Source organism: Flavobacterium sp. 1, from assembly GCF_002797935.1.
Classification (GTDB): domain Bacteria; phylum Bacteroidota; class Bacteroidia; order Flavobacteriales; family Flavobacteriaceae; genus Flavobacterium.
In genome coordinates, this window is record NZ_PGER01000001.1 from 2391964 (window position 1) to 2418353 (window position 26390).

Consider the following 26390-nt stretch of genomic DNA (forward strand, 5'->3'; position numbering starts at 1 on the left):
CCAAACCAATAAATAGTATAAAATAACAAAAATCCAAATCAATAATTACTCTAAAACGATAAAAATCCAAATCGAAAATGGATTTTATAATTATTTACTCCCTGAAACAACAGTCAAGAGAATTCAGTTCTTGAGAGATGTGGATAGCGGAGGTTTTATGAAAGGATGAATATAACTAGAGTATGTTTTGGAATCATATTTTATTGATAATAAATGATATAAAAGCAATTTGCAACATTGCTTCGGCTGAAAGTATAGTTTTTTCGACTTCTCGGAACAATCTTCGTCTAAAATTGAGCCATCCAAAGCTTCTCTCTACCTGCCAGCGATTCTTTTCAGGAATAAATCCTGCACTTGATTCTGGTCTTTGTGCTATTTCAACTTCCCATTTATAAGTATCTTCTACATATTGGCAAAAGGTGTTTTTATACCCATTGTCTGCTGCTATTTTTTCAACCTAGAGACTTTACCTTTTAATAAATCAATAGCTAAAATTCCGCTTTGATTATCCGAAATATTTGCCCCTGTAACCTTGATTGCCAAAGGTAATCCTAGCTTGTCTACCAAAATAGTCCGCTTTCTGCCATTAATCTTTTTACCACCATCAATTCCTATTTCTTCGCTCACGAATTGAACAGTTTTAACAGATTGACTATCAATTACTAGCAAACTAGGCGTTGCTTCTCTATCTTGGCGTTTTCTCTCAAAAACTACTAGTGCATCTAGTAATTCTTCCCAAATTCCACGTAGTTTAAATTGCGTAAAATGATAAAATACAGTTTGCCAAGGTGGATATTTACTATCTAAATTACGCCACTGACAACCTGTGGCATTTATCCAAAAAATGGCATTTACAATAACTTGTAAATTATGTTTTCGTTTCCTTTGGTCGTTAATTATTTTAGCTATAAATTGCCATTGAGAATCGGTTAATTCACTAAAGTGGGTTTTCATTTATCTGTGTTTTTTCGCAATTACAAGATAAACCGATTCTTCTTTTTTACAAATTATTTAATATTCCAAAACATACTCTAGACAATTATTAAACAAGAAACCACGAATAGAAAACTACTCGTGGCTTTTCTTAGCATACAAAAAACAGTTTCTATCTAATTCTGTAAACACCAATACAAAATTTTGGCAATATTGTTTGCATCATCAACACCTCTGTGGTGTGTACCTTCTAATGGAATATTCAATAAATGTAAAGCACCATTCATGCCAGTTGGTTTTTGCAGTCCAAATTTTTCTGCAAACAATACTTTCACATTAATATGCTCATTACCCATAGGATAAGGCATTCCAAACGATTTACATTGTTTTTTAAGCATATTCAAATCATACTGACCATAACTTGCCCAAGTATACAAATCTGGCTGGTACTCATCTGCTAGTTGTTGAATTGCTTCCTCAAAACTTATTCCATTTTTATCCAATAAATCCTGAGTAATAGTGGTTAATTCCGTACAAAATGGACTCACACCTGAGCGTTGTGGTTTAATCAATATCCCCTTGTTTTTAGTGATTACTCCTGTTTTCAAATCCAAAACTGCTAACCCAATTTCAATAATCTCATTTTCCTGACCTTCAGGAACTGTACCTTGCCAGCATGTGGCTTCTAAATCGATAATAATAATTTTATCCGTAGTTTTCATTTTTTTTAAATTTAATATTTTTTAGCTACAAGAATAGCTCTATTTAACGAAAATCTCTTTCAACTGACCGATGATGTTTCCGCCTCCAGAAATAGTAATCTCACCAATTTTATCAGCGATTTTCTCAACATATTCCATCTCTTTCAATTTCCATAACATTTCGTTTTCCTCCATCAATTTGGCGGTGTTCAACAAACTTCTTGTCGAAGCCGTTTCTTCACGTCTCATAATGCTGTTGGCTTGGGCTTTTTTCTCGGCAACCAAAACCTGATTCATGATTTCTTTCATATCGCCTGGCAAAATCACATCTCGAATTCCGGCATCAGAAACTGCCAAACCTAAATCACTGATTTTAGCAGTAACCTCATCCAAAATTGCCGAAGCAATCGTATCTTTCTTACTCAACAATTCATCCAAAGTCAAGCTTCCCGCAAAAGCCCTCAAAGCCAATTGCATCAAAACATACAATTGTTTTTCGAAATCTTTGTTGTCAACCAATGCTTTCGAAATATCAATAACTTGGTATCTCACATAAAAATTGATTCTCAATCCTGCTTTGTCTTTGGTTAACAATTCCTGACCTGAGATTTCCAATTGCTGTTGTCTCATATCAGCCGTTTTTACCTCAACTGTGGTGCTGTTGTTCCAAAAATAGTGGGTACCTGCTGTCAATTCTTTTACATAGACACCATTTACAAACAACAACGCTTTATCATTGCTGGACACCATAAACTTTCTTACATAAACTCTTAACTTAGCTGATTCAAACAAAAACATTGGAATTTTTTCTGTGATTTCAACCTTAGAAAAATCAATTTTAGAAAAATAAGTATTCGTCACACCTTTCCAAAAAGCATAAGTTCCAGCGGTTAAAACTTCCTTGAAATTGCCGTTTACAAATTGCAAAACAATTTCATTATCGGCTACTTCAATTACTTCCAACATAGACGCCAATACTTCATTCTGCAACAATACATTAATTTCGTATGGTGGCTGAAATGAAACTGTTTTTTCGTAAACCATAACCTGTTTATTACCAAAAACCCATTTTGTTCCTTCTTTTACTACATCCACCAATTTTCTATTTTCGAATACCAAACCTACTTGGTAGGCATCGATTGTAACTCTTCTTAACATAATCTATATTTTTATTAATTAACTTTTGTTTCTTTTTTAAATAAGAAAACCGTCTGTCTTTCTCCTTTTGAAAAAACGGAAGAATCGGTAGTTTTTTGTTTCACTCCAATTGTTTTGCAGTTGTCTTTTGAGAAAGCGATTCTATAAAGTGCTAAAACAATCAAACCGAAAAGAAAAAGAGTATTTCAAAATACATTCCTATTCGCACTGGTTTTATCGTAAGTGTGAAATTTCGAATTCTAAAATCCTAGTTTCACTGACAAAGACCAAACAGTTTTCTTTGTGGTGCATCTTTTTAAGAGTGATGCGCTCTGGAATACAGATTTACAGTCTGTTGACATACCATTCGTCCAACCGAACCAAAATCGGTGCAGGATTCGAACCTGCAATTTTCTATTGTTCTAACCAACTGAACTATCACATTACTGTGAGTGGGAATCGAACCCACGACCCATAGAGTGTGATGATTTTTTGGAAAACCTTCAAAACCTCCAAATCAAGCTGCATAGAAAAACATAATACGCTTTCGCGAAAAGTTCCCTACAATGGTGCTATACAGAAACACGCAACTGGACTTGTTTGATATTATAAATCAAAGCATCACTTTGATATTTTTCAGTTTATAAAAGAACTTGTTTTATTTCTTGAACAAATATTCAAAATAGAGTACGCAGTTATTCTGCGTAGAAATAAAACAATCAATATTTTGTACAGGAAGAGAGACTCGAACTCTCAAAATACTGATCCTAAGTCAGCCGCGTCTGCCATTTCGCCATTCCTGCATTCCTGCATTTAATTAATCCTCAGGATTTAAACCTGAAATTTGTGGAAATAGTAGGATTCGAACCTACTCAGTCAAAAGACAGCGGTTTTACAGACCGACCTAACTCTCCAGCTTTAGCGTATTTCCAATTTGTCTAAGAAGCAGTCCCGATAGCTATCGGGAGAACCCTGTTCTTCGGATTCACAGTCCGAGGTTTTACCTAATAAACTAAAAACACCATGTGCGGCTCATACGGGAGTCGAACCCGTTTCTCCCGAGAGACAGTCGGGAAGGTTAGCCAGTAACCCCAATGAGCCAGTTCCTTCTAGAGAACACTTGCAATCCTAGAAGGGCTCGAACCTTCAACCTCCAGTTTAGAAAACTGACGCTCTATCCAATTGAGCTATAGAATTTTATTTTTAAGGCATAAAAAAAGCACCTCTTTTGAAGGTGCTTTGTCATATTGCATGAGATAGTACTACCCCATCTGCTTATGCTGATGCACCTGTATTGTATTTCCGAAATCATATCTCGGGCTAACTAGTCTGTTATGTTGATTATATTTGGTAACCATATCGTTTTCTATTTTTAGTGAATGTCTGTATTGTAAATCTACTATTTTCATCTTCTTATTTTTTTGAGTCTAATTATATCGTCTCTGTAATTCTAAATTCTGACTTCCTAATTTCTTCGGCAAAGATAAAGTCGAAAAAATCAATTATCCAAATCATTTTTAATTTTATTTTATTGATAATCAAATAGTTAAGCTTAAAAATAAATCATAAAAATCCCTGTCCGCATACTCCAGCAGATCCTTAATTGTATCAAATGACTGTCTCTCATTGGATTACTTTTCAAGATTATATTTCGCTATTTGGTTTAATCATTCAACATTTGATTCTTTATTTTTTTAATTATTTTCATTTAAAAATTATTTCTAGTCCTGATTGAGCTTCTTATTTGCAAAATGGAACAAAATATAGCTTCATTTTCTATCTGTAAAAAGTACCAAAAACAAAAAAAGCGCCCTGATATCAGGACGCTTTTTGCATTTATGTTGAGTTTGAAACTACAAATTACATTTCAATTCTATAAAAACACATACCACATCCATACCCTTTAGCCGGAAGATATCCCGCTAAACGATCATTATTTTGTCTTAGTAACAGATTGATATGTATGTTTTTCATTTTCATTTCGGTGGCAAATGTAAGTTATTTAATATTCATGATTTGTAAAACTGTTCAGTAATATAAAAAACAGTGTCTATGAGATACAAATTACTTTCAAAAGTCAGTACGTTTTCGTCGTGTAAATCCTCAAGAATGATTCCTAAATCAGGATTAAAATAATCGTTGTTTCTTGTGTTTACAAAGCCATTTTCATCTAGAAATTTTTTGACAATTTCTAATTCTGTATCTTCATCAGATTTTATAAATGTTTGTTCAACTACAGCATACAAAACTTCCTCAGATTCATAAAATCCAACTAATTGATAAGCTGTATCTGGAAAGAAATAGTTATTTAACAGCAAATTATTAAAATAATCCTCCCACGATAAATAATATATGGAATCATTAAGTTTAAAAACGGTAAACTCATTGTGAAGATAAACCTTTTGCTCAGCACCACTGGAAACAAAAGCATTGATATCAATTTCATTGTACCAAAAATTATTTTGGTCGCAAAATTGCCTTATGTTCTTTGCTTCTTCAATTTTGATTTGCTTACTTGGCTCAAGCGTAATGCTTGCGCTCTTGCCTCTTCTAAGGTAACGGGTGATTGCTTGGATAGCATCTCCATGCCTAACTTGGCTCTTTCCTGAAATGATATTTTGTAGTTCATGTTTCATGAAATTTTATGATACAAAGATAAAGATTTTAATGTTAATATAATCTAGTGATTTATTTCGTCTTTACACTATTATTTATCTGCAAAACTACTTATCGATTTACGAGAAATTTACTTCATACTTGAGAAATTGGATTTTGTGAATTTTAAATAGTTACTTGATTATACTCTTATAAAGAATAATATTTTCTCTAATTAAATATGCTTTAGAAGAACCTAGATTAATCATCAAATCTAAAAGCCATAAAAAATCATCTAACAAAATCCTATCCTCTTTAATTTCTTTAATTTTTTGCTTAAAACAATTCATTATTAACTTTTCACCATAATAATATTCAATACGAGTTGAATCAACTTTTAAATGTTTTACTAAAACTTTTAATCCATTCGGCATTAAATAATCAAATCCTACATTAGATAATAATTGCATTAATGCTTTTATATTTATGTAACTTAAATTTTCAATATTAATCAAATATTTTTCAGATTTATCTTTTAATACTTTCCAATTTTTCACATCACTGTTCCAGTAACTTGAATAAAACAAAAATTCTTGAGAAAAATTATTATTCTTTTTGATTTTAAGATATAATTCCTCCCAATAAAACCAAAAATTTGTTTTAATTAATTCATTTTCTGAGTTACTATCTACTTTATAATAGAAAGATTCTATTAAACTTTCTACATACTTTTTAATGTCATAAACTTTTCTGTTTTCATAAACAAGATTTAAATTAACATCTATTATTTGATTGAATAATTGTCTAGAATTTTCAGTGAATTCATTTTCTAATAGGAATTCGTTTACCACATCTTTAATTGTATTTCCAATTTTGTAATAATTAGTAGAGCTGTACTCATCCAAATCTAGTGTGTATGAATCAATTTGAGCTTTAAAAATTATTTGAACAAAATCATTTGAAAAATAAAACAATTCATTAGTTGGGAAAATAAATAACGCTTTTTCTAAATCCCATTGAGAATGACTAGAATATGAAACATTTGAAAAGACAAACTCTTCTTTATTGTTTTGTACAAAATCTAAAATATCTTTTTCTTCTAATTGAATTTCTTCAATTTGTTTTTCTGAATATTGATTTTGTCTCGGATATTTTTGATTAAACTCTGCATAAAGAATTAGACTTATAAAACAATTATGAGCAAATTGATAATCTATTTTCCAAAGAACTTCTTTGAATGATTTATAAAAAAGTTTAAGATGATGTTCTTTTTGAACATTCATATCCCTTAAAAAAGTGTAAATTAATCCTCGTATTGTGTTTTTTTGATTTGTAGTAATTTTTGCTTTAAAGTTTAATAATTTTGGTAAAATAGTAAAGATTGAATTATAATCATAAATGCTAATCGAAAAATCAGGATTTTCAAAGTCATATTCGTTTAACTGTTTTTGGAATATTTTGTTTGATATATCTATAATTGTTTCAATACAAAACTCAAATTCTATTTCATTTAATTCCGAATCAAACGACTCTAATCCTAAAACTGCAAAAGTACCAACTGGAAATACCATAATTGGATCACTATAAGAATTGTTACCATCTGTTAAATAATTGTAACACTCTTTCCAAAATTTATAAGTTTTATTCTCTTCGGATTTTTTTTGATAAATATTGGTAACCCATAAACTATAAGAAGAATCTTTATTACTAATAATACTTTCCTCTTGATTTTTTATTATTACATTTTCCAATTTTTTATCAATAGAATAGTTTGGAGAAATTTGTAACATAACTTTTCCTTCTTCATTTTCTATTTTTTCTATCTTTTGATTTCTTAAATCAATTTCTACTAAAATCTTTTTCCCATATATGTCATCTTCCTTTATTTTACTTTTTAGAATATCAAACATTTGAAATATCTCATCTCTGAAATCGACATACCTAACTTGATACTCAAAAATAAAGCTTTGAAATCCTAAACTATATTTCGTTCTGTGTTGCCAGCCTAGTGCATCTTTTCTTTCTTTATCACATAAATCACCTTCCGCAGAACTATTTGGTAAATTTAATAATGCTCCCGAATTGTATTCATTCATTTGTCGGTGTCGATCCCAAATAAAAAAATATTTGTCTGATAAAAACGGCAAAAGTTTATTTCCAACTTTCTGTGGATAAGCCATTGTAATACTTGATAAAACAGACAATAAGATAACGGAATTACTTTTTTTGTAAATTTTATCATAAAAAGTTTGTAAGATAGTATCAATTTTTTCAGATTCAATACCTCCTATTTCATATAAATATCTTTCTAAAGCTACAACAACGGATTGTAATAAATAGGGTACCGTTGTTTGTCCTCCTCTATTAATTGACCATAAATAATCCGAACCTTTAATTTTGAATATTTGAGAGTCATACAATAACTCTAATTCAATAATTTCATCGCTTTTTCTTCCAAAACCATCATCTTTAAGAAAAGTTGATTCAATATATTGTTCAGAAACATAATTTGTAAAATCAATTATGAATTCTAAAGCTTTCCAAGGATGAAATTTAATTAGTTTGTAAAAAAATGTTTGATACGCACTATGGGGAAAATAACTAAAATCGTGTTTTTTAGTTAATCCAAAATGTTGCTCTATTCCATAAGAACTATCATAAAAATCATTTTCTTTATTTTTAACAACTTTTTTTCTCCAATTTTTATTAGCCAATAAAATCAATTCGTCAGGAAAATTTTTAGGTAAAGAGCCTGAATAAAAGTGAGATAGGGCAAATTTAATCTTTTTCCTTTTTAGCTTTACGCCATCTAAACTATCGTCTAGAATATCGTCTAGAATTATTTTAACTTCTTCTGGAATGTATTCAGATAATTGGTATAATAGTTTTATTCCTTTTTCAGTTAATGAGCTACTTTCTCCAGAATTCATCCAAGAACTATCTTCATCAAAATCATTTAATATTTTGAAAACTATTTTCCCAACATATTTAGGAGTATCTTGGTTTTCAATTATACCGAAATATAGAATATTTTCCCATTCGAAAATTAATTTTAGTATTAAAGAGTAAACATCTTTAAGCAAGTCTATTTTCTCAAATAAAAATTTCATTATTACATTCCAACCATCAGTATTTGCTACTTGTTGAGAATCTTTCCCACTTATTTTTAAAATATGAATGAATTTTTTAAGTAGCGTGAAATTATCATTGAGTATTTTTGTTTCATTTTCTAAAAAGTATTTTTCGCAAAATGGAGATTTAATAATAGCAGTTAGAACTTCATCTTTCCAATAATTTTCAATATTATTGTCTGATATAGTTTCTGTTATAAAATTATATATTGAATTAGACGCCTCTTCTATTTCTTTCCCAATCCATAACCTAAATCCACGTCTAATTGCAGGTTCATTTCCTAGATTTTTATAAAATTCTAATGTATTAGAATTTTCAATCTTGTATTTGTCAAAATATTTAACCAAACCCCAATCCTCAAAAATATCGTGAGAAGGAACATAAAATCCATTTTCACCGAATAACACACCTTCATTACTTAATTGTTGAATTGCTAATTGGTCTATATCATTCGCATTAGTTAAAATAGATAATTCTTTAGCTCTTTTAACTGTCAAAGCTATAAACGCAATTTCTCTTCTTGTATTAATAGAATCAGTAGTTACAGTTTTGTTTTGAATTATATGTTCCCAAAGTTCTTTCTTGAATGTTATCTCACTTATTTTAGACAAATCATTTGTCGATTTTTGAATAAGCCTTTCAGCCAAACTCAAATATTTTGGGACTCTTAAGATTTCTGTCAAATTTTGATTTGACACGATTTGTTGCAATGTTGGTATATTTTCAACAAAATATTTTATTTCATTATCAATAAGTACAGGTACGTTAATGTTTATACATTTATCAACAGAAAATTTAAATTTTAGTGTTTCAATTGCATAATCTCGACACGATACAATAATTTTTATATTTGGATTTTCCTTTAGTTCAGATATTAATTCTTGAAATGCTTCTGCTTGACCTTCTAATAATTTTTCAAAGCTATCAATGTAGATAAGTTTTTTAGGAAATTCAGTAAATTCATTAAAAACATCTCCAATGCTATCATCAATATTTACTTTATTTAATGTAGTTATCAAACTGCTTTCTAAAAACTGGTCAGCAACAAACGAAATTATACAAGTATCATTTAAAGACTCTAAAAGTTGTTTTGCATAAACTGATTTGCCAGAACCTGCAACGCCATTGATAAAAACAAACTGATTGTCATTTAATAAATCCTCAATAGGAATATTTGACAAATCTCGGTTTAAAGTAATTCCAGCAATATTACTTGTAATTTTATCTAATACCTTTTTAGTTCGCTGAATCGCTTTTAGACTTTTTGTAGATTGATAGTCTGAATTTAATAAAACTTTAAAAACAAATTTATTATCACCAATATGTACATTGCCGCTTCCTGTATCAATATTACCAGTGTTTACATTTTTAATTTCCATAATCATCCCCAATTCTGAAATTACCTCCTCCAGTATTTACATTTCCAGTATTTACATTTTTACTATTAGAAATCGTATTTTCAATCTTTGGAAGTTTCTCCATAAGTTCTTTTAAATAATTATTGAATTCAGGATTATCTTCAATAGAATTTTCAATAATTGCTTTAGCAATATTTTGTTTCTCTTTGTTTTCCGGCTCTTTTTGAAGTTCTAATAATGCTTTCTTTGGTTTATCATCTTTAAAAAATAAAGATTTAAACCAATTTATTGCGCTTTCAGAAACACTCTCGAATCCTTTTTCAGTAAATTTTTCTATTCCCTTTTTTCCTAATTCAATTAAAAAAGGTGTTATAATTGCCATCGTAACTGGTTCCATATTTTTTTATAATTTAATAGTTTTCCTCAAATATAATTATAATAATTTTCTTAATATTGCGGAAATCCGTAAAAAGTAAATGAATTCGTTAATGTGTTGTAAATTAAAACCTAACAGGTTTTGGAACCTGTTAGGTTTGTTTAATCTTCTCTACTTCCGTCATCAGCCATTCGTACCATTTTTGGAGTAAACTTCGCCACTACATCAACCAATTCCTGTTGGGCTTCCATAACCTGATTGATATCTTTGTAAGCCATTGGCGCTTCGTCTAAACCTGCACCGATAAGCGTTACGCCGTGATCTTTCAAAATGGTCTGCATTTCATTTTTGGTAATGGTTTTGATCGCCTGAGTTCTGCTCATTTGTCTTCCTGCTCCATGTGAAGCGGAGTTAATAGCATTCTTCTCGCCTTTTCCTCTTACCAAAAATCCTGGTGCCGTCATACTTCCCGGAATAATTCCCATCACGCCTTTTCCTGCCGGAGTTGCTCCTTTTCTATGCACAATAACTTCTTCGCCATTCCAGATTTCTTTCCAGGCAAAGTTGTGGTGGTTTTCGACTTTCGCCAAAACTACAGCACCTAAAGCTTTCTGCATTTTGACATGAATAATTTCATGACAGGCCGACGCATAATCTCCCGCCAAGTTCATCGCCATCCAATATTCCTGACCCAATTGAGAATTCATATCCAAATAGGCTAAATTTTTGGCAACATCTGGAAGTTTACAAACGTCTTTTGCAATTTTGGTATAATGTCCCGCAATAGTTGCTCCCATTCCTCTAGAACCCGAATGCGTCAACAAAGCCACATATTTTCCTTTTGGAATATTCAAAACGGCATCGTCTTTTGCAAATTCCATGATTCCGAATTCCACAAAGTGATTTCCTCCGCCAGATGAACCCAATTGGGACCAGGCTTTGTCTTTTAAGTGCTGAACAAACGGAATCCTATTGAAAACATCATTTTCTAAAACCGCATGCTCTGATTTGTATTGTCCGTGAAAACCGTGTCCCGCACCAAACTTGGTATGAGCAACCAATTCTCTTTTGAATTTAGCTTCGTTTTCATAATAGAATCCTTCGGGAATATCATAAACAGACAATGCCATTCTGCAACCAATATCGACTCCCACTCCATAAGGAATAATGGCATTTTTGGTTGCCAAAACTCCGCCAATCGGCAATCCGTAACCTTGATGTGCATCGGGCATTAAAGCTCCAGCGACAGTTACAGGCAACTGCATGGCGACTTCCATTTGTTTCCTGGCACCTTCTTCGATGTGTTCTGCTCCGTAAGAAGCATATGCATTTGGGTTTGGATTTAAAGCGATGAAATCTTCTGGTTTTTCACTTGCTTTTTCGATCAAAGCTATAGCTAATGGACTGAAAATTTTATCGTCTATATATTGTTCTGGAGTTTCTAGTACATTTTTGAAATGTGTTATCATTTCATCTCTTTTGAAACCATTTCTTTTTCTGTTAATTTTCAATGCAATTCCTATGATTTCGCCCTGAGGAAAACCTAGTTCCATTAATTCAAATCCGTTGATTTGTGTTTCCATTTTTATTTTCTTTTAAAGTGGCAAAGATTCATATTGACAAAGGTCTTATACTGCTGTGCAGTTATTTTAATATAAATCGACCACCGTTTTCTTGTTGCAGTAATAAAATTTCATTAATTCTCTTAATTTCGGCTATTATTGGTTTTATTTCATATTCCACATTGAACATCTTAAAAATATGTTTATCATAAAAATATGCTCTAAAAAATATTCTTGCATCATCTACGTAAGTTATTGGTCCTACGTATTTCTGCATGACTATTCCGTTAATAAATTCTTTTAAAAAATCATCTAGATTTTCATCAAAGTGCTCAATAAGATTTCTCATTTTTCTATCTCTCAAAAGATTAGAATAGTTAATATTATAAACTTCGCGTAACTTTTCCGCTCTATTTTTATAATTCCCAGTATTCTTTGAAGGCCAAAAAAACCGAGAAATTGCTCCTACATTAAGAATGATATTTTGAAGCAAATCTAAAATCACATCATCATTTTGACAATCGTAATATTCTTTTTTCCAAAAATCGTTTAATGATTCAACATCATTCAAAATTGAACGTGTTTTGGTTAATAAAGCTTTACTATAAAAAGCTTCATTAAAAGGATGGATTTCAAATTCTGAATTTTTCATATCTATCAATTTATTTTTTAAAGATTCAAAATACTACTGCGTAGTTATTTTGCGTAGATAAATTTATTCAAAGCTCAATGATAATTTTTTAATCAAATTTTGAATTTAGAAGTTCTTCTATCTTTTTTTGAGTTTGAATAGATGCTTCTTCTTCATCTAAACTGCCACGAGTTTCGAAAAGAATATCATAATTATCAATACCAAGTTTTATAAATGGTTTTCCAACTTGCAATCTAAATTTGGCATGTTTAGAAATCTTATCTAACATATCGTTAGTAATAATTTCAGATGGTTTATAAAATTCTCCATCTTTGTAAGAAGTATAGAGACTATAATTTTTATAATCATTAGAAACAGCAACATCAACTCTATCAAATATAAATTCTTCAATCAATTTTTTCGAATAGGAACTTTTCTCAATTTGCAAAGCAAACATAAAATCGATACCTTGAGAAGTTTCAGTTTTAACGGTATGACTTCTAAAATCTTTAAAAAACTTTTTTGTCTCTTCAATATCTTCTATATTACCATTTAAGACAAATTGAAATATTAAAAATGCTTTTCCTATTTCTTCAATAGAAAATTGAAAAAGTGTATAAGCTCTAGCATTCTTATTATGTTTTGCTAGAATCTCAGCTTCTTCAATTAATTCTTCAGCATTATTAAAAGCTTTTTCAATAGCTTGAAAATATTGTTCTTTAACAAGTTTCATAAATATTCAGGTTTTAATTTAAAAAAATCAGCTCTTCTTCATTAGTGAACACAAAAACCACGGATTCAATCAAGAATCCATGGTTTAAATTTAATCAATTAATAATTGCGTAACTGCCGCAGCGTTCATTGCCCATTGCGCGTTGTACACCTCATCAGCATTTTCATCCTCTGTGATTGTCAAACCTTGAGCTTCCGCTTTAAGTTGTAACAAACTACCAATATTCAATTTGCTGTTTAATTTTGACAACAATGCCTGAACTCCTTTAAAATCCAAACCTTGAACAACCTGACCTCCAAAAGTCATCTCTAACCAAACGATTTCTCTTTTGGCTACATCCAACACTCCGAAAACCAAACCTTTGGCAACATTTTGCGTAATGCGAACCTGATGATCTACACAAGATGGGTCATATGCCACACCAGTAGTTTCTGAAATTCGCATCGGGAACTTACTATTCATCCAACCCACAACAAGATTTGGTGTAATGCTTCCATTGCTGTAAGCATTACAAGTAAAAGTTACAAATTTTGCTTTGGCTTTCGCTAATTCATCGATGTTGATGTTGATATATTCTGCCGTTCCAATTTTATTAGGAATGCTTCGGATATCACCACTGTGCTGACAACCTGTTGTAGTCAATCGGCTGAAAGAACACATATCCAATTTATCTTCATAAGCAATATGGCAACTCAAATCCATATCCAAATGTTGGGCTGGCAAATCTTTACCCCATTGCATAAACAACCGCACTTCATTACCCTCAATTGGGAAACGTGTTCCCATTAAAGCCACTGGTAAATCCTGAACAGTCTCACTTCTGTCTCCAATAGAAACCGGCATATTAAACAATTGCGAATCAATATACATCGTTTTGTTCGTGTTTGTGATTGCTGCAAATCTTTTTTTCATCGCCAAAAGACACAAGGCTTCGATTTGATTTTTCATCGCTTCTAATTGTGCTTCGTCGTATAAGTTCAATAAACCATTTGGCGCAATTCTTTTGTTGGTTCCACCCAAAGGCTTCACACTTCTTTGTATGTTTTTATCAAAATAATTTTGTGCATACATGTTTAATGTAAAAACCAATCTTGCCGGAACTTTATCGATAATCTCCGTAAAATGCGCAATTGTTTCATCTGCACCAAACCAAAGCATATTCGAAAACAACGAACGTGCAAACAAACCTGGACGTTGTTTCAATAAAGCAAATGTTTTATCAGCATCAAATTTGATTCTGTTCGTATTCACTTTACTTTGCCAAACATCATAAACCTGATTGTAAAATACATCCATTAAAAAGGCTAATTTTTCAAAACCTTTTCTTTTACTGTATTCTGCCAAACGCAATGCTCTGATAAAACGAACCCACATGCCTCTTTTTGGATGCATGATTTCGCAGATCGCTTCTACTTCCATATCCAAATTATTCAGCCAATTGGCAACCATCAAACATTCTTTTCTTGAATATTTAAGTTTCAAATCTTTTTTAGAAGCTAGTATAGCCTGTGCACTTGTATCCAAAGCATTGTGAAAATGTTGTGCGTTTTTTGATGTTCTCTGAATAATAGTTTTTGGCTCGATAATCTGTAGCATTCCCGTATTCTTGAACCACAAATATCTTAAGATATCTGTAGGCGTTTTGAAATATTGAGATGTACTTTCTGCTTTACCTTCTGCAATTAAAACATCAATAACTAACATCAACGTTTCCTTCATCGTAATATCTATTTTTGGCAATGGTAAATATTTCATTGCCATTTTCAAACTCTCTATCTGCGTAGCGTCTAAAGCAGTTTTAGATTGTAATAACGATTTGTAAAAGTCTTCCAACTCCTTTTCGTTCCATAAACCCAATACTTTTAATTTGCTTCCCTGACCAAAATTTTCGATTTTACCGAATTCAAGTGGAGTTCCGCAGAATGGACAACCATTGTATCTTTCTAATGGAAATGTATTGTAAGGAATTGTGTGGCCACATTGCAAAGCCATACCGTTATTCGTTTTAAAAACGTTTCCGAAAAAAGTCACGATATGATCTAAAACAGTTTCTCCTGTTGGAATATCCCATTCCTTAACCAAAGGTGTCCAGTTTTTATCTGTTCCTAAAACTTCTTTTAGAGCTTCTAAAACTTCCACTTTATAATTTGGGTTCACATTATTTAAAGCATGTAATAATGATTCGGAAAATGTAAATCCAAGTTTGGAAACATTGGCTACTAAAACCGAGGTTGTTCCTGATAATTTTTTGATATCATTCGCAATCATTTCTGTTGGAATGAAAATTGCGTTTTGACGCAAACTGATTTTTAATAATGCTGCTGTTTTCATTTTTTTTAATTTTTAAAATTTAGATAATTGTGTTCCTGATTTCTACCTAAAAGATTTTGAAGTAAGAAACACTTGACCTTAAAATTTGAGTGTAATGGACTAACTGATTCAAAGTGACAGTTTGGTGGGTTTCCCCCGAAGTAAGTTAATCTTGACCCTCATTTTATTAATGATGATTTTAAAACTGTGTTCGGATTCGAACCGAAAGTAGCCGTTGTCTGAAGTAAGTTTTAATTGACCATTAATTGTGGAGCAGGTGGGATTCGAACCCACGACCGATGGCGTGACAAGCGGAAGTAAGTTTTAATTGACCTTTTAGGATAATTTTAAAACTAACATTGCTCTACCGCTGAGCTACTGCCCCAAATACAAATTTGAGTAAAAAGGTAATGGCGTAAGTGTGTACGTGGAAAGTGTTTCGAAGTAACTTATACTTGACCTGATTGACTCAAATTTTTATTTCAATGAACTTGTTTTTATTTCTGAAGCAAAGATGTCAGTACTACTACGCAGTTATTTTGCGCAGTTAAAAATATTTTTTATATTTGTTTAAATCTATGATATGAATTTACAAGAAAGGCATTCCGAATTATTGATTACAATTGACATCAATCCGAATGAAATCAATAATTTATGGCATGATTTAGAAAAAGCATATACTGCTAAATCTCGACACTATCATAATTTGAATCATTTACAGGAAATGATTGAATTATTTGATATTTATCAAAGCAATCTCAAAAATCCGAACGAAGTCTTATACAGTATTTTCTACCACGACTATGTTTATAAAGCCACCCGAAAAGACAATGAATTGAGAAGCGCAGAACTGGCTTTAGCTATTTTTCCTGATGATGTTTTACTCGATAAACAATTCGTTTTTGACGCTATTTGTGCCACACAACTGCATCAGCATAATAAAACTGAAGACATCAACTGGCTGATTGATTTTGATTTAAAAATACTTTCGAAAGACTGGGAAGCTTATCAAACGTATTGCAATCAGATTAGGAAAGAATATAAAATTTACCCTAATATTTTGTACAAACCCGGAAGAAAAAAAGCTTTGGAACATTTTCTGGAGCAGGAGTTCATTTATAAAACAGAAGTCTTCCAAAAGCTGTTTGATGAAAAGGCGAGGAATAATATTAAAAAAGAAATTACTTTATTAACGTGAATTGCGTGAGGGATTACTTCACTTAATTCTTTTTATCATCGGAGTTCAGTGAACTTCGTTTGAAGTGGAGCTCTTTTTTCTATATCAATTGCCTCGGGTTTAAACCCGAGGCAATTGATATAGAAAAAAAGCGGGAACGTAAAGCCCGACCCGTAGTCTCGTCCCAAAAGACGAGACTACGGGTCACGCCCCAATAAAAACCAAAATATGTCACAAAACAAGAATGCCTTAATTCGTTATAAAACCATTGACAAATGCCTGCAGAACCAATACCGTCAATGGACTCTTGAAGACTTAATTGAAGCCTGTTCCGAGGCACTTTTTGAATATGAAGGCCGGGAAAATTCGGTAAGCAAACGCACGATTCAGATGGATATTCAGCTGATGCGGTCGGAGAAATTGGGGTATAATGCACCCATTGTGGTGTATGACAAGAAGTTTTACAAATACGAAGATGAAGATTTTTCGATTACTGATATTCCGCTGACGGAAACCGACATGAACGTTTTGACTGAAACGGTTTCGATGCTGAAACAGTTTAAGGATTTCTCTTTGTTTAATGATGTTTCGGATATCTTACAGCGGTTGGAAGATAAAATCTATGCCGAAAAGTCCCATACGCATCCGGTGATTCATTTGGATAAAAATGAGAATTTGAAAGGACTGCATTTCTTGGAAGAAATCTATCAGGCGATTATCAAAAAAATCGTTTTGGTGATTACCTACAAATCATTCACATCACGAGAAGAAAAGGTCTTCAACTTTCATCCTTTTATTCTGAAAGAATTTAATAATCGGTGGTTCTTGGTGGGACGAAGAAAAGAAAGCCAGCCGATTACGAATCTCGCGCTCGACCGAATCATTTCGATTGACTACAACCTGAATTTACCTTATCTGGAACAAAACTTCAATCCCGAAACTTATTACAAAAATGTGGTGGGTGTTACTGTAAACACTGGTCTGCAACCGAGGCGTATTGAACTTTGGATTGATGCTAAGAATGCACCTTATGTGATAACCAAACCTTTGCATAATTCACAAAGGGTGATTACTCAAAATGAAGACGGCAGTATTATTGTGCATCTTTTTATCATTCCTAATTATGAGTTGGAACGCATTTTATTGGGTTTTGGAGACAGCCTGGAAGTACTTCGCCCCGAAAATTTACGCGGACGCATGAAATCAATTCTGCAGAAAGGATTGCTGCGTTATGAAAGTGAAGCAAATAAATAATAGTATTTTAAGTACTCTAAATCACAATTTCATCCCTTTTTATTTAAAACTCAAAAAGTACCATTTTGAGTAAAATTAAGAATATACAACGCATGCATAATATTTCCTAAACTCCTTATTTCAAAGGAGTTTTTTATCTATATTTATAAAAAATTAAAAAAAAACGAATTTTATTATGCATGCATAGTATTTTTTTTATTACTTTTGAAATCGATATAGTAGCTTATGAAAAACAAAACACTTGATTATATCCTAAGAGCAACCTGGCAAGCAGTCTCCAGAATGTACAACGAAGAAGCCAATAAATATGACGCGACAATGGCAACCGGATTTGCTCTATTAAGCATTGACAGAGAGGAAGGCACACCTTCGACAGCATTAGGTCCAAGAATGGGAATGGAAGCCACAAGCCTTACCAGAACCTTAAAATCGATGGAGGAAAAAGGCTTAATCATCCGAAAGAAAAATCCAGAAGACGGCAGAGGCGTTTTGATTTACCTGACCGATTTTGGAAAAGAAAAAAGAGAGCTTTCTAAGAATACTGTTTTGAAATTTAATGAATCTGTAAGGCAGCATGTCTCAGAAGAAAAGATAAACAATTTTATAGAGGTAGCTGAAATTATCAACGAACTAATTCAGAATAAAAATATATTTAATCAACAGGAAAATAATGAAACGAACCATTAAAAAAGTTGCAGTAATTGGATCCGGAATTATGGGTTCGGGAATTGCTTGTCATTTTGCCAACATTGGAGTCGAAGTCTTGCTTTTGGATATTGTTCCAAAAGAATTGACTGATGCCGAAGCCAAAAAAGGACTTACGCTTGAAAGTAAAATTGTTCGCAACCGTGTGGTAAACGAACATTTGGCCAACTCATTAAAATCAAAGCCCTCTCCTATTTACAGCCAAAAATTCGCCAGCCGAATCACCACTGGAAACACTACAGATGATATGGCCAAGATTGCCAATGTAGATTGGATTATCGAAGTGGTTGTGGAGCGTTTGGACATCAAAAAAATGGTTTTTGAACAAATTGAAAAATTCAGAAAACCGGGAACTTTGGTAACATCAAACACTTCCGGTATTCCAATTCACTTTATGAGCGAAGGACGCAGCGAGGATTTCCAAAAACATTTCTGTGGTACTCACTTTTTTAATCCGGCGCGTTACTTAAAATTATTCGAAATCATTCCTGGTCCGCAAACTTCAGCTGAGGTTTTGGATTTTCTAACCATATACGGAGAAAAATTCTTGGGTAAAACTTCGGTTGTTGCCAAAGATACTCCAGCATTTATTGGAAACCGTATTGGTATTTACGGAATCCAAAGTTTATTCCACTTGGTAAAAGAATTGGGATTGACTGTTGAAGAAGTAGATAAATTGACAGGACCGGTTATTGGACGTCCAAAATCGGCTACTTTCAGAACTGTGGATGTTGTTGGATTAGACACTTTGGTGCATGTTGCCAACGGAATCTACGAAAACTGCCCAACAGACGAACAGCACGAATTGTTCAAACTTCCAGATTTTGTCAACAAAATGATCGAAAACAAATGGTACGGAAGCAAAACTGGCCAAGGTTTCTACAAAAAAGTAGACAAAGACATTCTTTCTTTAGATTTGGACACTCTTGAATACCGTCCTGCCAAAAGAGCTTCTTTCGCTACTTTGGAATTGACAAAAACAATCGACAAACCAATCAACAGATTTAAGGTTTTAGTTAAAGGAAAAGACAAAGCAGGCGAATTCTACAGAAAAAGTTTCTCTGGAATGTTTGCTTATGTTTCCAACCGTATCCCTGAAATCTCTGATGAGTTATACAAAATAGACGATGCCATGAAAGCTGGTTTTGGATGGGAAAATGGTCCATTCGAAATTTGGGATGCCATTGGCGTTCAAAACGGAATCGAAATCATAAAAGCCGAAGATCTTGAACCTGCAGCTTGGGTTACCGAAATGATTGCTTCTGGAAGCACTAGTTTTTATACTGTAAAAGAAGGAGCTACTTATTTCTACAATATTCCAACAAAATCGCAGACTAAAGTTCCGGGACAAGATGCCTTTATCATCCTGAACAACATTCGCGAAAGCAAAAAAGTTTGGAGCAACAGCGGAGCTATCATCCAAGACTTGGGTGACGGAATTTTGAATCTAGAATTCCAATCTAAAATGAATACGATTGGCGGCGATGTTTTAACTGCGATCAATAAAGCGATAGATTTATCCGAAAAAGAATATCAAGGTTTGGTTATTGGAAACCAAGCGACGAATTTCTCTGTTGGTGCCAACATCGGAATGATATTCATGATGGCAGTTGAGCAAGAATATGATGAACTGAATATGGCCATCAAAATGTTCCAAGATACAATGATGCGTGTGCGTTATTCAGGAATCCCAGTTGTTGTTGCTCCTCACGGAATGACTTTTGGCGGTGGATGCGAAATGAGCTTACACGCTGACAAAGTAGTTGCTGCTGCAGAAACCTATATGGGATTAGTTGAATTTGGTGTTGGGGTGATTCCCGGCGGTGGCGGTTCGAAAGAAATGGCCATGCGTGCATCTGATTTATTCCGTAAAAATGATGTGGAATTGAATGTGCTTCAAGAGTATTTCTTAACAATTGCTATGGCAAAAGTATCGACTTCAGGTTACGAAGCTTTTGATACTGGTCTTCTACAGCACGGTAAAGATGTAATCGTAGTAAACAAAGACCGTCAAATTGCCGAAGCTAAAAAACATGCGTTATTAATGGCCGAAGCTGGTTATACACAGCCTATCCACAGAACTGATGTAAAAGTTTTGGGTAAACAGGCTTTAGGAATGTTCTTGGTAGGAACCAACCAAATGGTTGCCGGTAAATACATCTCAGAGCACGATTTGAAAATTGCAAACAAACTGGCTTATGTTATGGCTGGCGGTGATTTATCTGAACACACTTTGGTATCTGAACAATATTTATTGGATTTGGAACGTGAAGCTTTCTTGTCGCTTTGTACTGAGAGAAAAACATTGGAAAGAATTCAATTTATGTTAACCAAAGGGAAACCTTTGAGAAATTAGTATTGAGTATTTAGAATTAAGTATTAAGACCTATGCATCAATTTGAAAAATTAAAGATTTGGCAGAAAGCAATGGATATTGCTGTAGATGTTTATAAAGTTACTTCAGAATTACCATCTGATGAAAAATTTAACTTAACACATCAAATTAAAAAATGTGCCGTCTCTATACCTTCAAATATTGCAGAAGGATCAGGAAGAAATTCAAATAATGAATTTGTTCATTTTCTTGGTATTGCAAATGGTTCAACTTATGAATTAATAACTCAGTTAATGATTTCAAAACGTTTAGAGTTAGTTGAAGAAGAAAAAGTTATTCCAATCATCAATAATTTGGTAGAAGTAAGTAACATGAATTTTGCTCTTCAAAAATCTCTAAAAACTAATAACAAATAACGATTGGAAAATCTTAATACTTAATTCTCCAATCTTAATACTTTTTAACAATGAAAACAGCCTATATAGTTAAAGCATACCGAACTGCAGTTGGAAAAGCCCCAAAAGGAGTTTTTAGATTTAAAAGACCTGACGAGCTGGCTGCAGAAACCATTCAATACATGATGAATGAGTTGCCTGATTTTGACAAAACGCGCATTGACGATGTTATGGTGGGTAACGCCATGCCAGAAGCTGAACAAGGTCTGAACGTGGGACGTTTAATCTCTTTGATGGGATTAAAAGTAGATGACGTGCCTGGAGTTACAGTAAACAGATATTGCGCTTCAGGACTGGAAACCATCGGAATGGCAACTGCCAAAATCCAATCAGGAATGGCACATTGCATCATTGCCGGAGGAGCCGAAAGTATGAGTTATATTCCAATGGGAGGTTACAAACCTACTCCGGATTATGCTGTCGCAAAAGCGGGACATGAGGATTACTACTGGGGAATGGGATTGACATCGGAAGCGGTGGCGAAACAATTCAACATTTCGAGAGCAGATCAAGATGAATTTGCTTTTCAATCACACAACAAAGCTTTGAAAGCTCAAGCTGAAGGTAAATTTGACAAACAAATTGCGCCTATTACAGTTGAGCAGACTTTCATCAATGAAAATGGCAAGAAAGAAACCAAATCATACGTGGTAAACAAAGACGAAGGTCCAAGAGCCGGAACATCTTTGGAAGCATTGGCTAACCTAAGACCTGTGTTTGCTGCAGATGGAAGCGTAACAGCAGGTAACTCTTCCCAAATGAGCGATGGTGCCGCTTTTGTACTGGTTATGAGCGAAGAAATGGTGAAAGAATTAAATCTTCAGCCAATCGCTCGTTTGGTAAACTTCGCCTCTGCAGGTGTTGAACCAAGAATCATGGGAATCGGCCCTGTAAAAGCAATTCCGAAAGCATTGAAACAAGCAGGATTGACTTTAAATGACATCGATCTAATTGAATTGAACGAGGCTTTTGCTTCTCAAGCATTAGCAGTTACCCGCGAGCTAAACCTGAATCCAGATATTATCAATGTGAATGGCGGGGCAATTGCTTTGGGCCACCCTCTAGGCTGTACCGGAGCTAAACTTTCCGTTCAATTATTTGACGAGATGAAACGCAGAGGAAGCAAATACGGAATTGTTTCTATGTGTGTGGGAACTGGACAAGGAAGTGCGGGGATTTATGAAGTACTTTAATTTTATTATAAATTTTGAATTATAAATTTTAAATGAACATACATGAAGGAAAATATTATTGCAACAAAGACATTTGATTTTGCACTATCGATAGTAAACCTTTTTGTTCAGCTTAAAAAAGAGAATGAATTCATAATTTCTAAACAAATCTTAAGATCAGCAACAAGTATTGGAGCAAATGTTGAAGAAGCAATCGCTGCACAATCAAGAAAAGATTTTATTCATAAAATGTCCATTGCATCAAAAGAAGCGAGAGAAACTAAATATTGGTTGCGATTATTAGATAAATCTGATTTAACAACAATTGAAATTAATCATTATTTAATTGAAGTTGAACACATTATTAACATAATAACCAAAATCATCAAAACATCACAAGAGTCAAAATAATTTAAAATTTACAATTCAAAATTTAAAATAATAAAAAAATGAGCGACAAAACAAGAGGTGGTCAATTCATCGTAAAAGAAACAAAATGTGAAGATATATTCACACCGGAAGATTTCAACGAAGAGCAGTTAATGATGCGCGACTCTGTAAGAGAGTTTGTGGACAAAGAAATTTGGCCTAACAAAAACCGTTTCGAAAATAAAGATTATGCTTTTACCGAAGAATCCATGCGAAAAGCCGGAGATCTTGGTTTCTTAAGCGTAGCCGTTCCTGAAGCTTATGGCGGAATGGGAATGGGATTTGTAAATACTGTTTTGGTATGTGATTATATTTCGGGAGCAACGGGTTCATTCTCTACTGCTTTTGGAGCTCACACCGGAATTGGAACAATGCCAATCACACTTTACGGAACTGAGGAACAAAAACAAAAATATGTACCAAAATTAGCTACAGGCGAATGGTTTGGAGCCTATTGTTTGACTGAGCCGGGGGCTGGATCTGATGCCAATTCTGGAAAAACTAAAGCCGTTTTATCAGAAGATGGAAAAACATATTCGATCACTGGACAAAAAATGTGGATTTCAAATGCAGGATTCTGTTCAGTATTTATTGTATTTGCAAGGATTGGTGAGGACAAAAATATCACTGGATTCATTTTGGAAAACACAAAAGATAACGGAATTTCTTTTGGAGAAGAAGAGCATAAATTAGGTATTCGCGCCTCTTCTACTCGTCAGGTTTTCTTCAATGAAACTAAAGTTCCTGTTGAAAACATGCTGTCTGAAAGAGGAAATGGTTTCAAAATTGCCATGAATGCCTTAAACATTGGCCGTATCAAATTGGCAGCTGCCTGTTTGGACGCACAACGCAGAGTAATCACTGGGGCGGTTCATTATTCTAATGAAAGAATCCAGTTCAATACTGCTATTTCTCAATTTGGAGCTATCCGTTCTAAATTGGCCCAAATGGCAACTTCATGTTACGCTGGAGAAAGTGCTACGTACCGCGCTGCAAAAGATATTGAAGACAGAATCACCGCTCGTGAATCAGAAGGTGTTTCACATCAAGAATCAGAATTGAAAGGTGTGGAAGAATATGCTATTGAGTGTTCTATCTTAAAAGTAGCTGTTTCGGAAGACGTTCAAAACTGTGCCGATGAAGGAATTCAAATCTTTGGAGGAATGGGATTCTCAGAAGACACGCCTATGGAAAGTGCCTGGAGAGATGCCCGTATTGCCCGTATCTATGAAGGAACTAACGAAATCAACAGAATGCTTTCGGTTGGAATGCTGATCAAAAAAGCGATGAAAGGTCATGTTGATTTACTAGGACCTGCTTCTAAAGTACAGGAGGAATTAATGGGAATTCCGTCTTTTGACACTCCTGATTATTCTGAATTGTTTGCTGAAGAAAAAGAAATGATCGGTAAATTGAAAAAAGCATTCCTAATGGTTGCCGGTGGAGCTGTTCAAAAATACGGTCCTGACTTAGACGCACACCAACAATTACTGATGGCTGCTTCGGATATTTTAATCGAAATCTACATGGCCGAAAGTACTATCTTGAGAACCGAAAAATTAGCCAAAACAAACGGTGCGGACACAATAAAAGAACAAATCGCAATGGCTCAATTATACCTGTACCAAGCAGTTGACATCGTAACACAAAAAGGAAAAGAAAGCATTATTTCTTTTGCCGAAGGCGATGAACAGCGCATGATGTTAATGGGATTACGCCGTTACACTAAATACGTCAACATGCCAAATGTTGTTGGTTTGAGGGAAACAATCACCTCAAAATTAGTTGCTGAGAATGCTTACTGTTTCTAAATATTTACACCTTTTTAGTTTTTATTTGTAAAAAACCGCTGTTGTCCCTGAATGACAAAGCGGTTTTTTTATGTGCTAATAGTTTGGCTTGTTGAACAATGCTTACTGAAATTATTACTACCCTTAACTCATTATTAATTTTTGAAACAGAAAAATTTACTTCAATCGGGGCTCAAAGAAAACATTTTGCTTTTTTGCCATCATTCAAAAAAATAATCTAAGGTTTAACTATAGTCAACGGTTTCAACCGTTGGAGAGAATAATAATCGAGCTCAGGTTATAATTATAATGATTCGTCAATTTTCCGTTTTCGACATCAAGGTTCTTACCATTAATTTTTGAATACCAATCAATTTTAACTCCTCCGCCTATATAAAAATTCTATTGTTCTTTAACAGAATATTATTTTTGGCATTGACCAATAATAACAGATATTTATTTTTCAGCCAATCCCACAAATCAGTTTTACTTGAAACAAAAGACAATAGAAAATCTGAAAAAATTATTTTTTTTTCAATTTCTCAATGTCTCCACTATAGTTAATCGGAGCCCGATTGTTAGAATTAATATTTAAAGAAGCTCCGCCATCAAAAAAGACTGTTAAAAAAACAGAATAAGAATCAGATGAATCTCGAACATCGGCTTTTATTATATACTTTTTTTTGCCTTTTTCAACTGAATAGTTTTTTATGGGACCTTTAAAATATAAACCGCCTCCACCGCCATAAGCCACTCCACTGTATGCTCTCCCAAAAAAAGGCATTTCACTGTGAATGGAATCATTTTTCAATCTAAAATAGTTTGAATTTGTAGTCAGATCAATACTTCTCCCGCTTTGCGGATAAGCTCTATCTCCCACAAATTCAAATTCCTTGGAATCAATAAGAGCTTCTACTTCTTTTTGTTTTGCTAGTTTTTGCTCTTCTTTTATCTGCTGTTTTGTTTTTTCCTGTCCAAAGCCTATCAGCATTGAAAGAGAAAGAAAAAAAGATAATACCAATGTTTTCATAATCCTTTGATTTTTATAATTCTATAAACGAATAATTTAAAAAAATCACTTCAGGCGAGCAAACCGCATCATCACAATATTACCTAACAAAAAGTTTAAGGTTTTACCATTGTCAGTTATCGTGTACGATTCAATTTTATTTAAGGTTTCCATATAAAACGAATCCCCATTTCCTTCACAAGCCATCATAGTCATGCTTATTTTGGCGTCTTTAAAATTAATTTTAGCGCCATCTATAAGTAAAGCACCAAAATACTCATTACAGCTATTGTTGCCTGTAATTTTGTTTTCTGCCAAATTAAAAGCAATTGTTGGCTTTTTGTTAGGAAACAAACCATCAAAAGCAATTTTGGGTCCAGTCATATATTTCAATTCCCAAGTGCCTTCGATTGAAGCTTTTTTCCCTGCTGTTTTTGATGTACCGCATGAAACAAAACTCATGCAAACAAAAACCACAAATACCATTATTACCCTCATGATCAATAATTTAAAAATCATATAACGTAAAAATAAGAAAAATTAATAAGAAAAAGACATTCCGATTTCAAATTTGCTTTTTAAAAAAGGTATGATTA

General features: G+C 33.2%; 22 protein-coding genes and 5 tRNA genes. 8 read left to right on the plus strand and 19 right to left on the minus strand.

From position 1 onward, the window contains the following. Positions 1 to 193: 193 nt before the first annotated feature. The 17 genes from CLU83_RS22835 to CLU83_RS22080 all read right to left on the minus strand — a co-directional run bounded on the left by CLU83_RS22835 (position 194) and on the right by CLU83_RS22080 (position 15853). Positions 194 to 448, minus strand: a complete 255-nt coding sequence (locus CLU83_RS22835) for a transposase (RefSeq protein ID WP_100431378.1) — start codon at positions 446 to 448, stop codon at positions 194 to 196. After that, on the minus strand, positions 445 to 954 hold the full coding sequence (locus CLU83_RS09475; RefSeq protein ID WP_100431379.1) for an IS5 family transposase: 510 nt from the start codon (positions 952 to 954) through the stop codon (positions 445 to 447). Before CLU83_RS09475 ends, CLU83_RS22835 begins: the two co-directional genes overlap by 4 nt. 155 nt (positions 955 to 1109) lie before the next feature. Then, positions 1110 to 1655, minus strand: coding sequence for a 3'-5' exonuclease (locus tag CLU83_RS09480; protein WP_100431380.1), 546 nt, complete (start codon positions 1653 to 1655; stop codon positions 1110 to 1112). 39 nt (positions 1656 to 1694) lie between these two features. Beyond that, complete coding sequence (locus CLU83_RS09485) at positions 1695 to 2792, minus strand: slipin family protein (protein ID WP_100431381.1); 1098 nt, start codon at positions 2790 to 2792, stop codon at positions 1695 to 1697. Between the two features lie 709 nt (positions 2793 to 3501). Beyond that, positions 3502 to 3574 (minus strand) — tRNA-Leu (locus CLU83_RS09490). Between the two features lie 44 nt (positions 3575 to 3618). Continuing rightward, positions 3619 to 3702: transfer RNA gene (locus tag CLU83_RS22065), tRNA-Tyr, on the minus strand. Positions 3703 to 3799: 97 nt separating this feature from the next. Beyond that, positions 3800 to 3872 (minus strand) — tRNA-Asp (locus tag CLU83_RS22070). Positions 3873 to 3894: 22 nt separating this feature from the next. Beyond that, a tRNA-Arg gene (locus CLU83_RS09495) sits at positions 3895 to 3968 on the minus strand. A gap of 65 nt (positions 3969 to 4033) precedes the next feature. Continuing rightward, complete coding sequence (locus tag CLU83_RS22075) at positions 4034 to 4180, minus strand: hypothetical protein (protein WP_157802053.1); 147 nt, start codon at positions 4178 to 4180, stop codon at positions 4034 to 4036. A 600-nt stretch (positions 4181 to 4780) separates the two neighbouring features. Continuing rightward, positions 4781 to 5407 (minus strand): hypothetical protein, encoded by a 627-nt coding sequence (locus CLU83_RS09500; RefSeq protein WP_100431382.1) that lies wholly within the window; start codon positions 5405 to 5407, stop codon positions 4781 to 4783. Positions 5408 to 5560: 153 nt separating this feature from the next. Then, the gene (locus CLU83_RS09505; protein WP_157802055.1) at positions 5561 to 9877 is read right to left on the minus strand and encodes a hypothetical protein; all 4317 of its coding nucleotides are present in this window, start codon (positions 9875 to 9877) and stop codon (positions 5561 to 5563) included. Further along, on the minus strand, positions 9867 to 10253 hold the full coding sequence (locus CLU83_RS09510; protein WP_100431384.1) for a hypothetical protein: 387 nt from the start codon (positions 10251 to 10253) through the stop codon (positions 9867 to 9869). Before CLU83_RS09510 ends, CLU83_RS09505 begins: the two co-directional genes overlap by 11 nt. A 140-nt stretch (positions 10254 to 10393) precedes the next feature. Continuing rightward, positions 10394 to 11815: an RtcB family protein gene (locus CLU83_RS09515; protein ID WP_100431385.1), complete on the minus strand. Its 1422-nt coding sequence runs from the start codon at positions 11813 to 11815 to the stop codon at positions 10394 to 10396. A 61-nt stretch (positions 11816 to 11876) separates the two neighbouring features. Further along, entirely contained in the window at positions 11877 to 12446 is a 570-nt protein-coding gene (locus CLU83_RS09520; protein ID WP_100431386.1) for a hypothetical protein, read from the minus strand. Positions 12447 to 12534: 88 nt separating this feature from the next. Continuing rightward, positions 12535 to 13158 carry an AbiV family abortive infection protein gene (locus CLU83_RS09525; RefSeq protein WP_100431387.1) on the minus strand — a complete coding sequence of 208 codons (624 nt, stop codon included), beginning with the start codon at positions 13156 to 13158 and terminating at the stop codon, positions 12535 to 12537. 90 nt (positions 13159 to 13248) lie between these two features. Then, entirely contained in the window at positions 13249 to 15489 is a 2241-nt protein-coding gene (locus CLU83_RS09530; protein WP_100431388.1) for a hypothetical protein, read from the minus strand. A 248-nt stretch (positions 15490 to 15737) separates the two neighbouring features. Then, positions 15738 to 15853 (minus strand) — tRNA-OTHER (locus CLU83_RS22080). A gap of 198 nt (positions 15854 to 16051) precedes the next feature. Here CLU83_RS22080 and CLU83_RS09535 point away from each other — a divergent pair. The 8 genes from CLU83_RS09535 to CLU83_RS09570 all read left to right on the plus strand — a co-directional run bounded on the left by CLU83_RS09535 (position 16052) and on the right by CLU83_RS09570 (position 24806). Further along, positions 16052 to 16666 (plus strand): hypothetical protein, encoded by a 615-nt coding sequence (locus tag CLU83_RS09535; protein WP_100431389.1) that lies wholly within the window; start codon positions 16052 to 16054, stop codon positions 16664 to 16666. A 207-nt stretch (positions 16667 to 16873) separates the two neighbouring features. Next, on the plus strand, positions 16874 to 17899 hold the full coding sequence (locus CLU83_RS09540) for a YafY family protein (protein ID WP_100431390.1): 1026 nt from the start codon (positions 16874 to 16876) through the stop codon (positions 17897 to 17899). Positions 17900 to 18124: 225 nt separating this feature from the next. Next, positions 18125 to 18586: a MarR family winged helix-turn-helix transcriptional regulator gene (locus CLU83_RS09545; RefSeq protein ID WP_100431391.1), complete on the plus strand. Its 462-nt coding sequence runs from the start codon at positions 18125 to 18127 to the stop codon at positions 18584 to 18586. Further along, positions 18570 to 20960 carry a 3-hydroxyacyl-CoA dehydrogenase/enoyl-CoA hydratase family protein gene (locus tag CLU83_RS09550; RefSeq protein WP_100431392.1) on the plus strand — a complete coding sequence of 797 codons (2391 nt, stop codon included), beginning with the start codon at positions 18570 to 18572 and terminating at the stop codon, positions 20958 to 20960. Before CLU83_RS09545 ends, CLU83_RS09550 begins: the two co-directional genes overlap by 17 nt. A 32-nt stretch (positions 20961 to 20992) precedes the next feature. Beyond that, positions 20993 to 21355, plus strand: coding sequence for a four helix bundle protein (locus CLU83_RS09555; protein ID WP_198512276.1), 363 nt, complete (start codon positions 20993 to 20995; stop codon positions 21353 to 21355). A gap of 50 nt (positions 21356 to 21405) precedes the next feature. Next, positions 21406 to 22587, plus strand: a complete 1182-nt coding sequence (locus tag CLU83_RS09560; protein ID WP_100431393.1) for an acetyl-CoA C-acyltransferase — start codon at positions 21406 to 21408, stop codon at positions 22585 to 22587. Positions 22588 to 22629: 42 nt separating this feature from the next. Continuing rightward, positions 22630 to 22977, plus strand: a complete 348-nt coding sequence (locus CLU83_RS09565) for a four helix bundle protein (protein ID WP_100431394.1) — start codon at positions 22630 to 22632, stop codon at positions 22975 to 22977. A 38-nt stretch (positions 22978 to 23015) separates the two neighbouring features. Then, the gene (locus CLU83_RS09570) at positions 23016 to 24806 is read left to right on the plus strand and encodes an acyl-CoA dehydrogenase family protein (RefSeq protein WP_100431395.1); all 1791 of its coding nucleotides are present in this window, start codon (positions 23016 to 23018) and stop codon (positions 24804 to 24806) included. A gap of 502 nt (positions 24807 to 25308) precedes the next feature. Here the strand turns inward: CLU83_RS09570 and CLU83_RS09575 are convergent. Further along, positions 25309 to 25815: a DUF4251 domain-containing protein gene (locus CLU83_RS09575; RefSeq protein WP_100431396.1), complete on the minus strand. Its 507-nt coding sequence runs from the start codon at positions 25813 to 25815 to the stop codon at positions 25309 to 25311. 45 nt (positions 25816 to 25860) lie between these two features. Continuing rightward, positions 25861 to 26292, minus strand: a complete 432-nt coding sequence (locus CLU83_RS09580; RefSeq protein ID WP_100433689.1) for an META domain-containing protein — start codon at positions 26290 to 26292, stop codon at positions 25861 to 25863. Between the last annotated feature and the right edge of the window lie 98 nt (positions 26293 to 26390).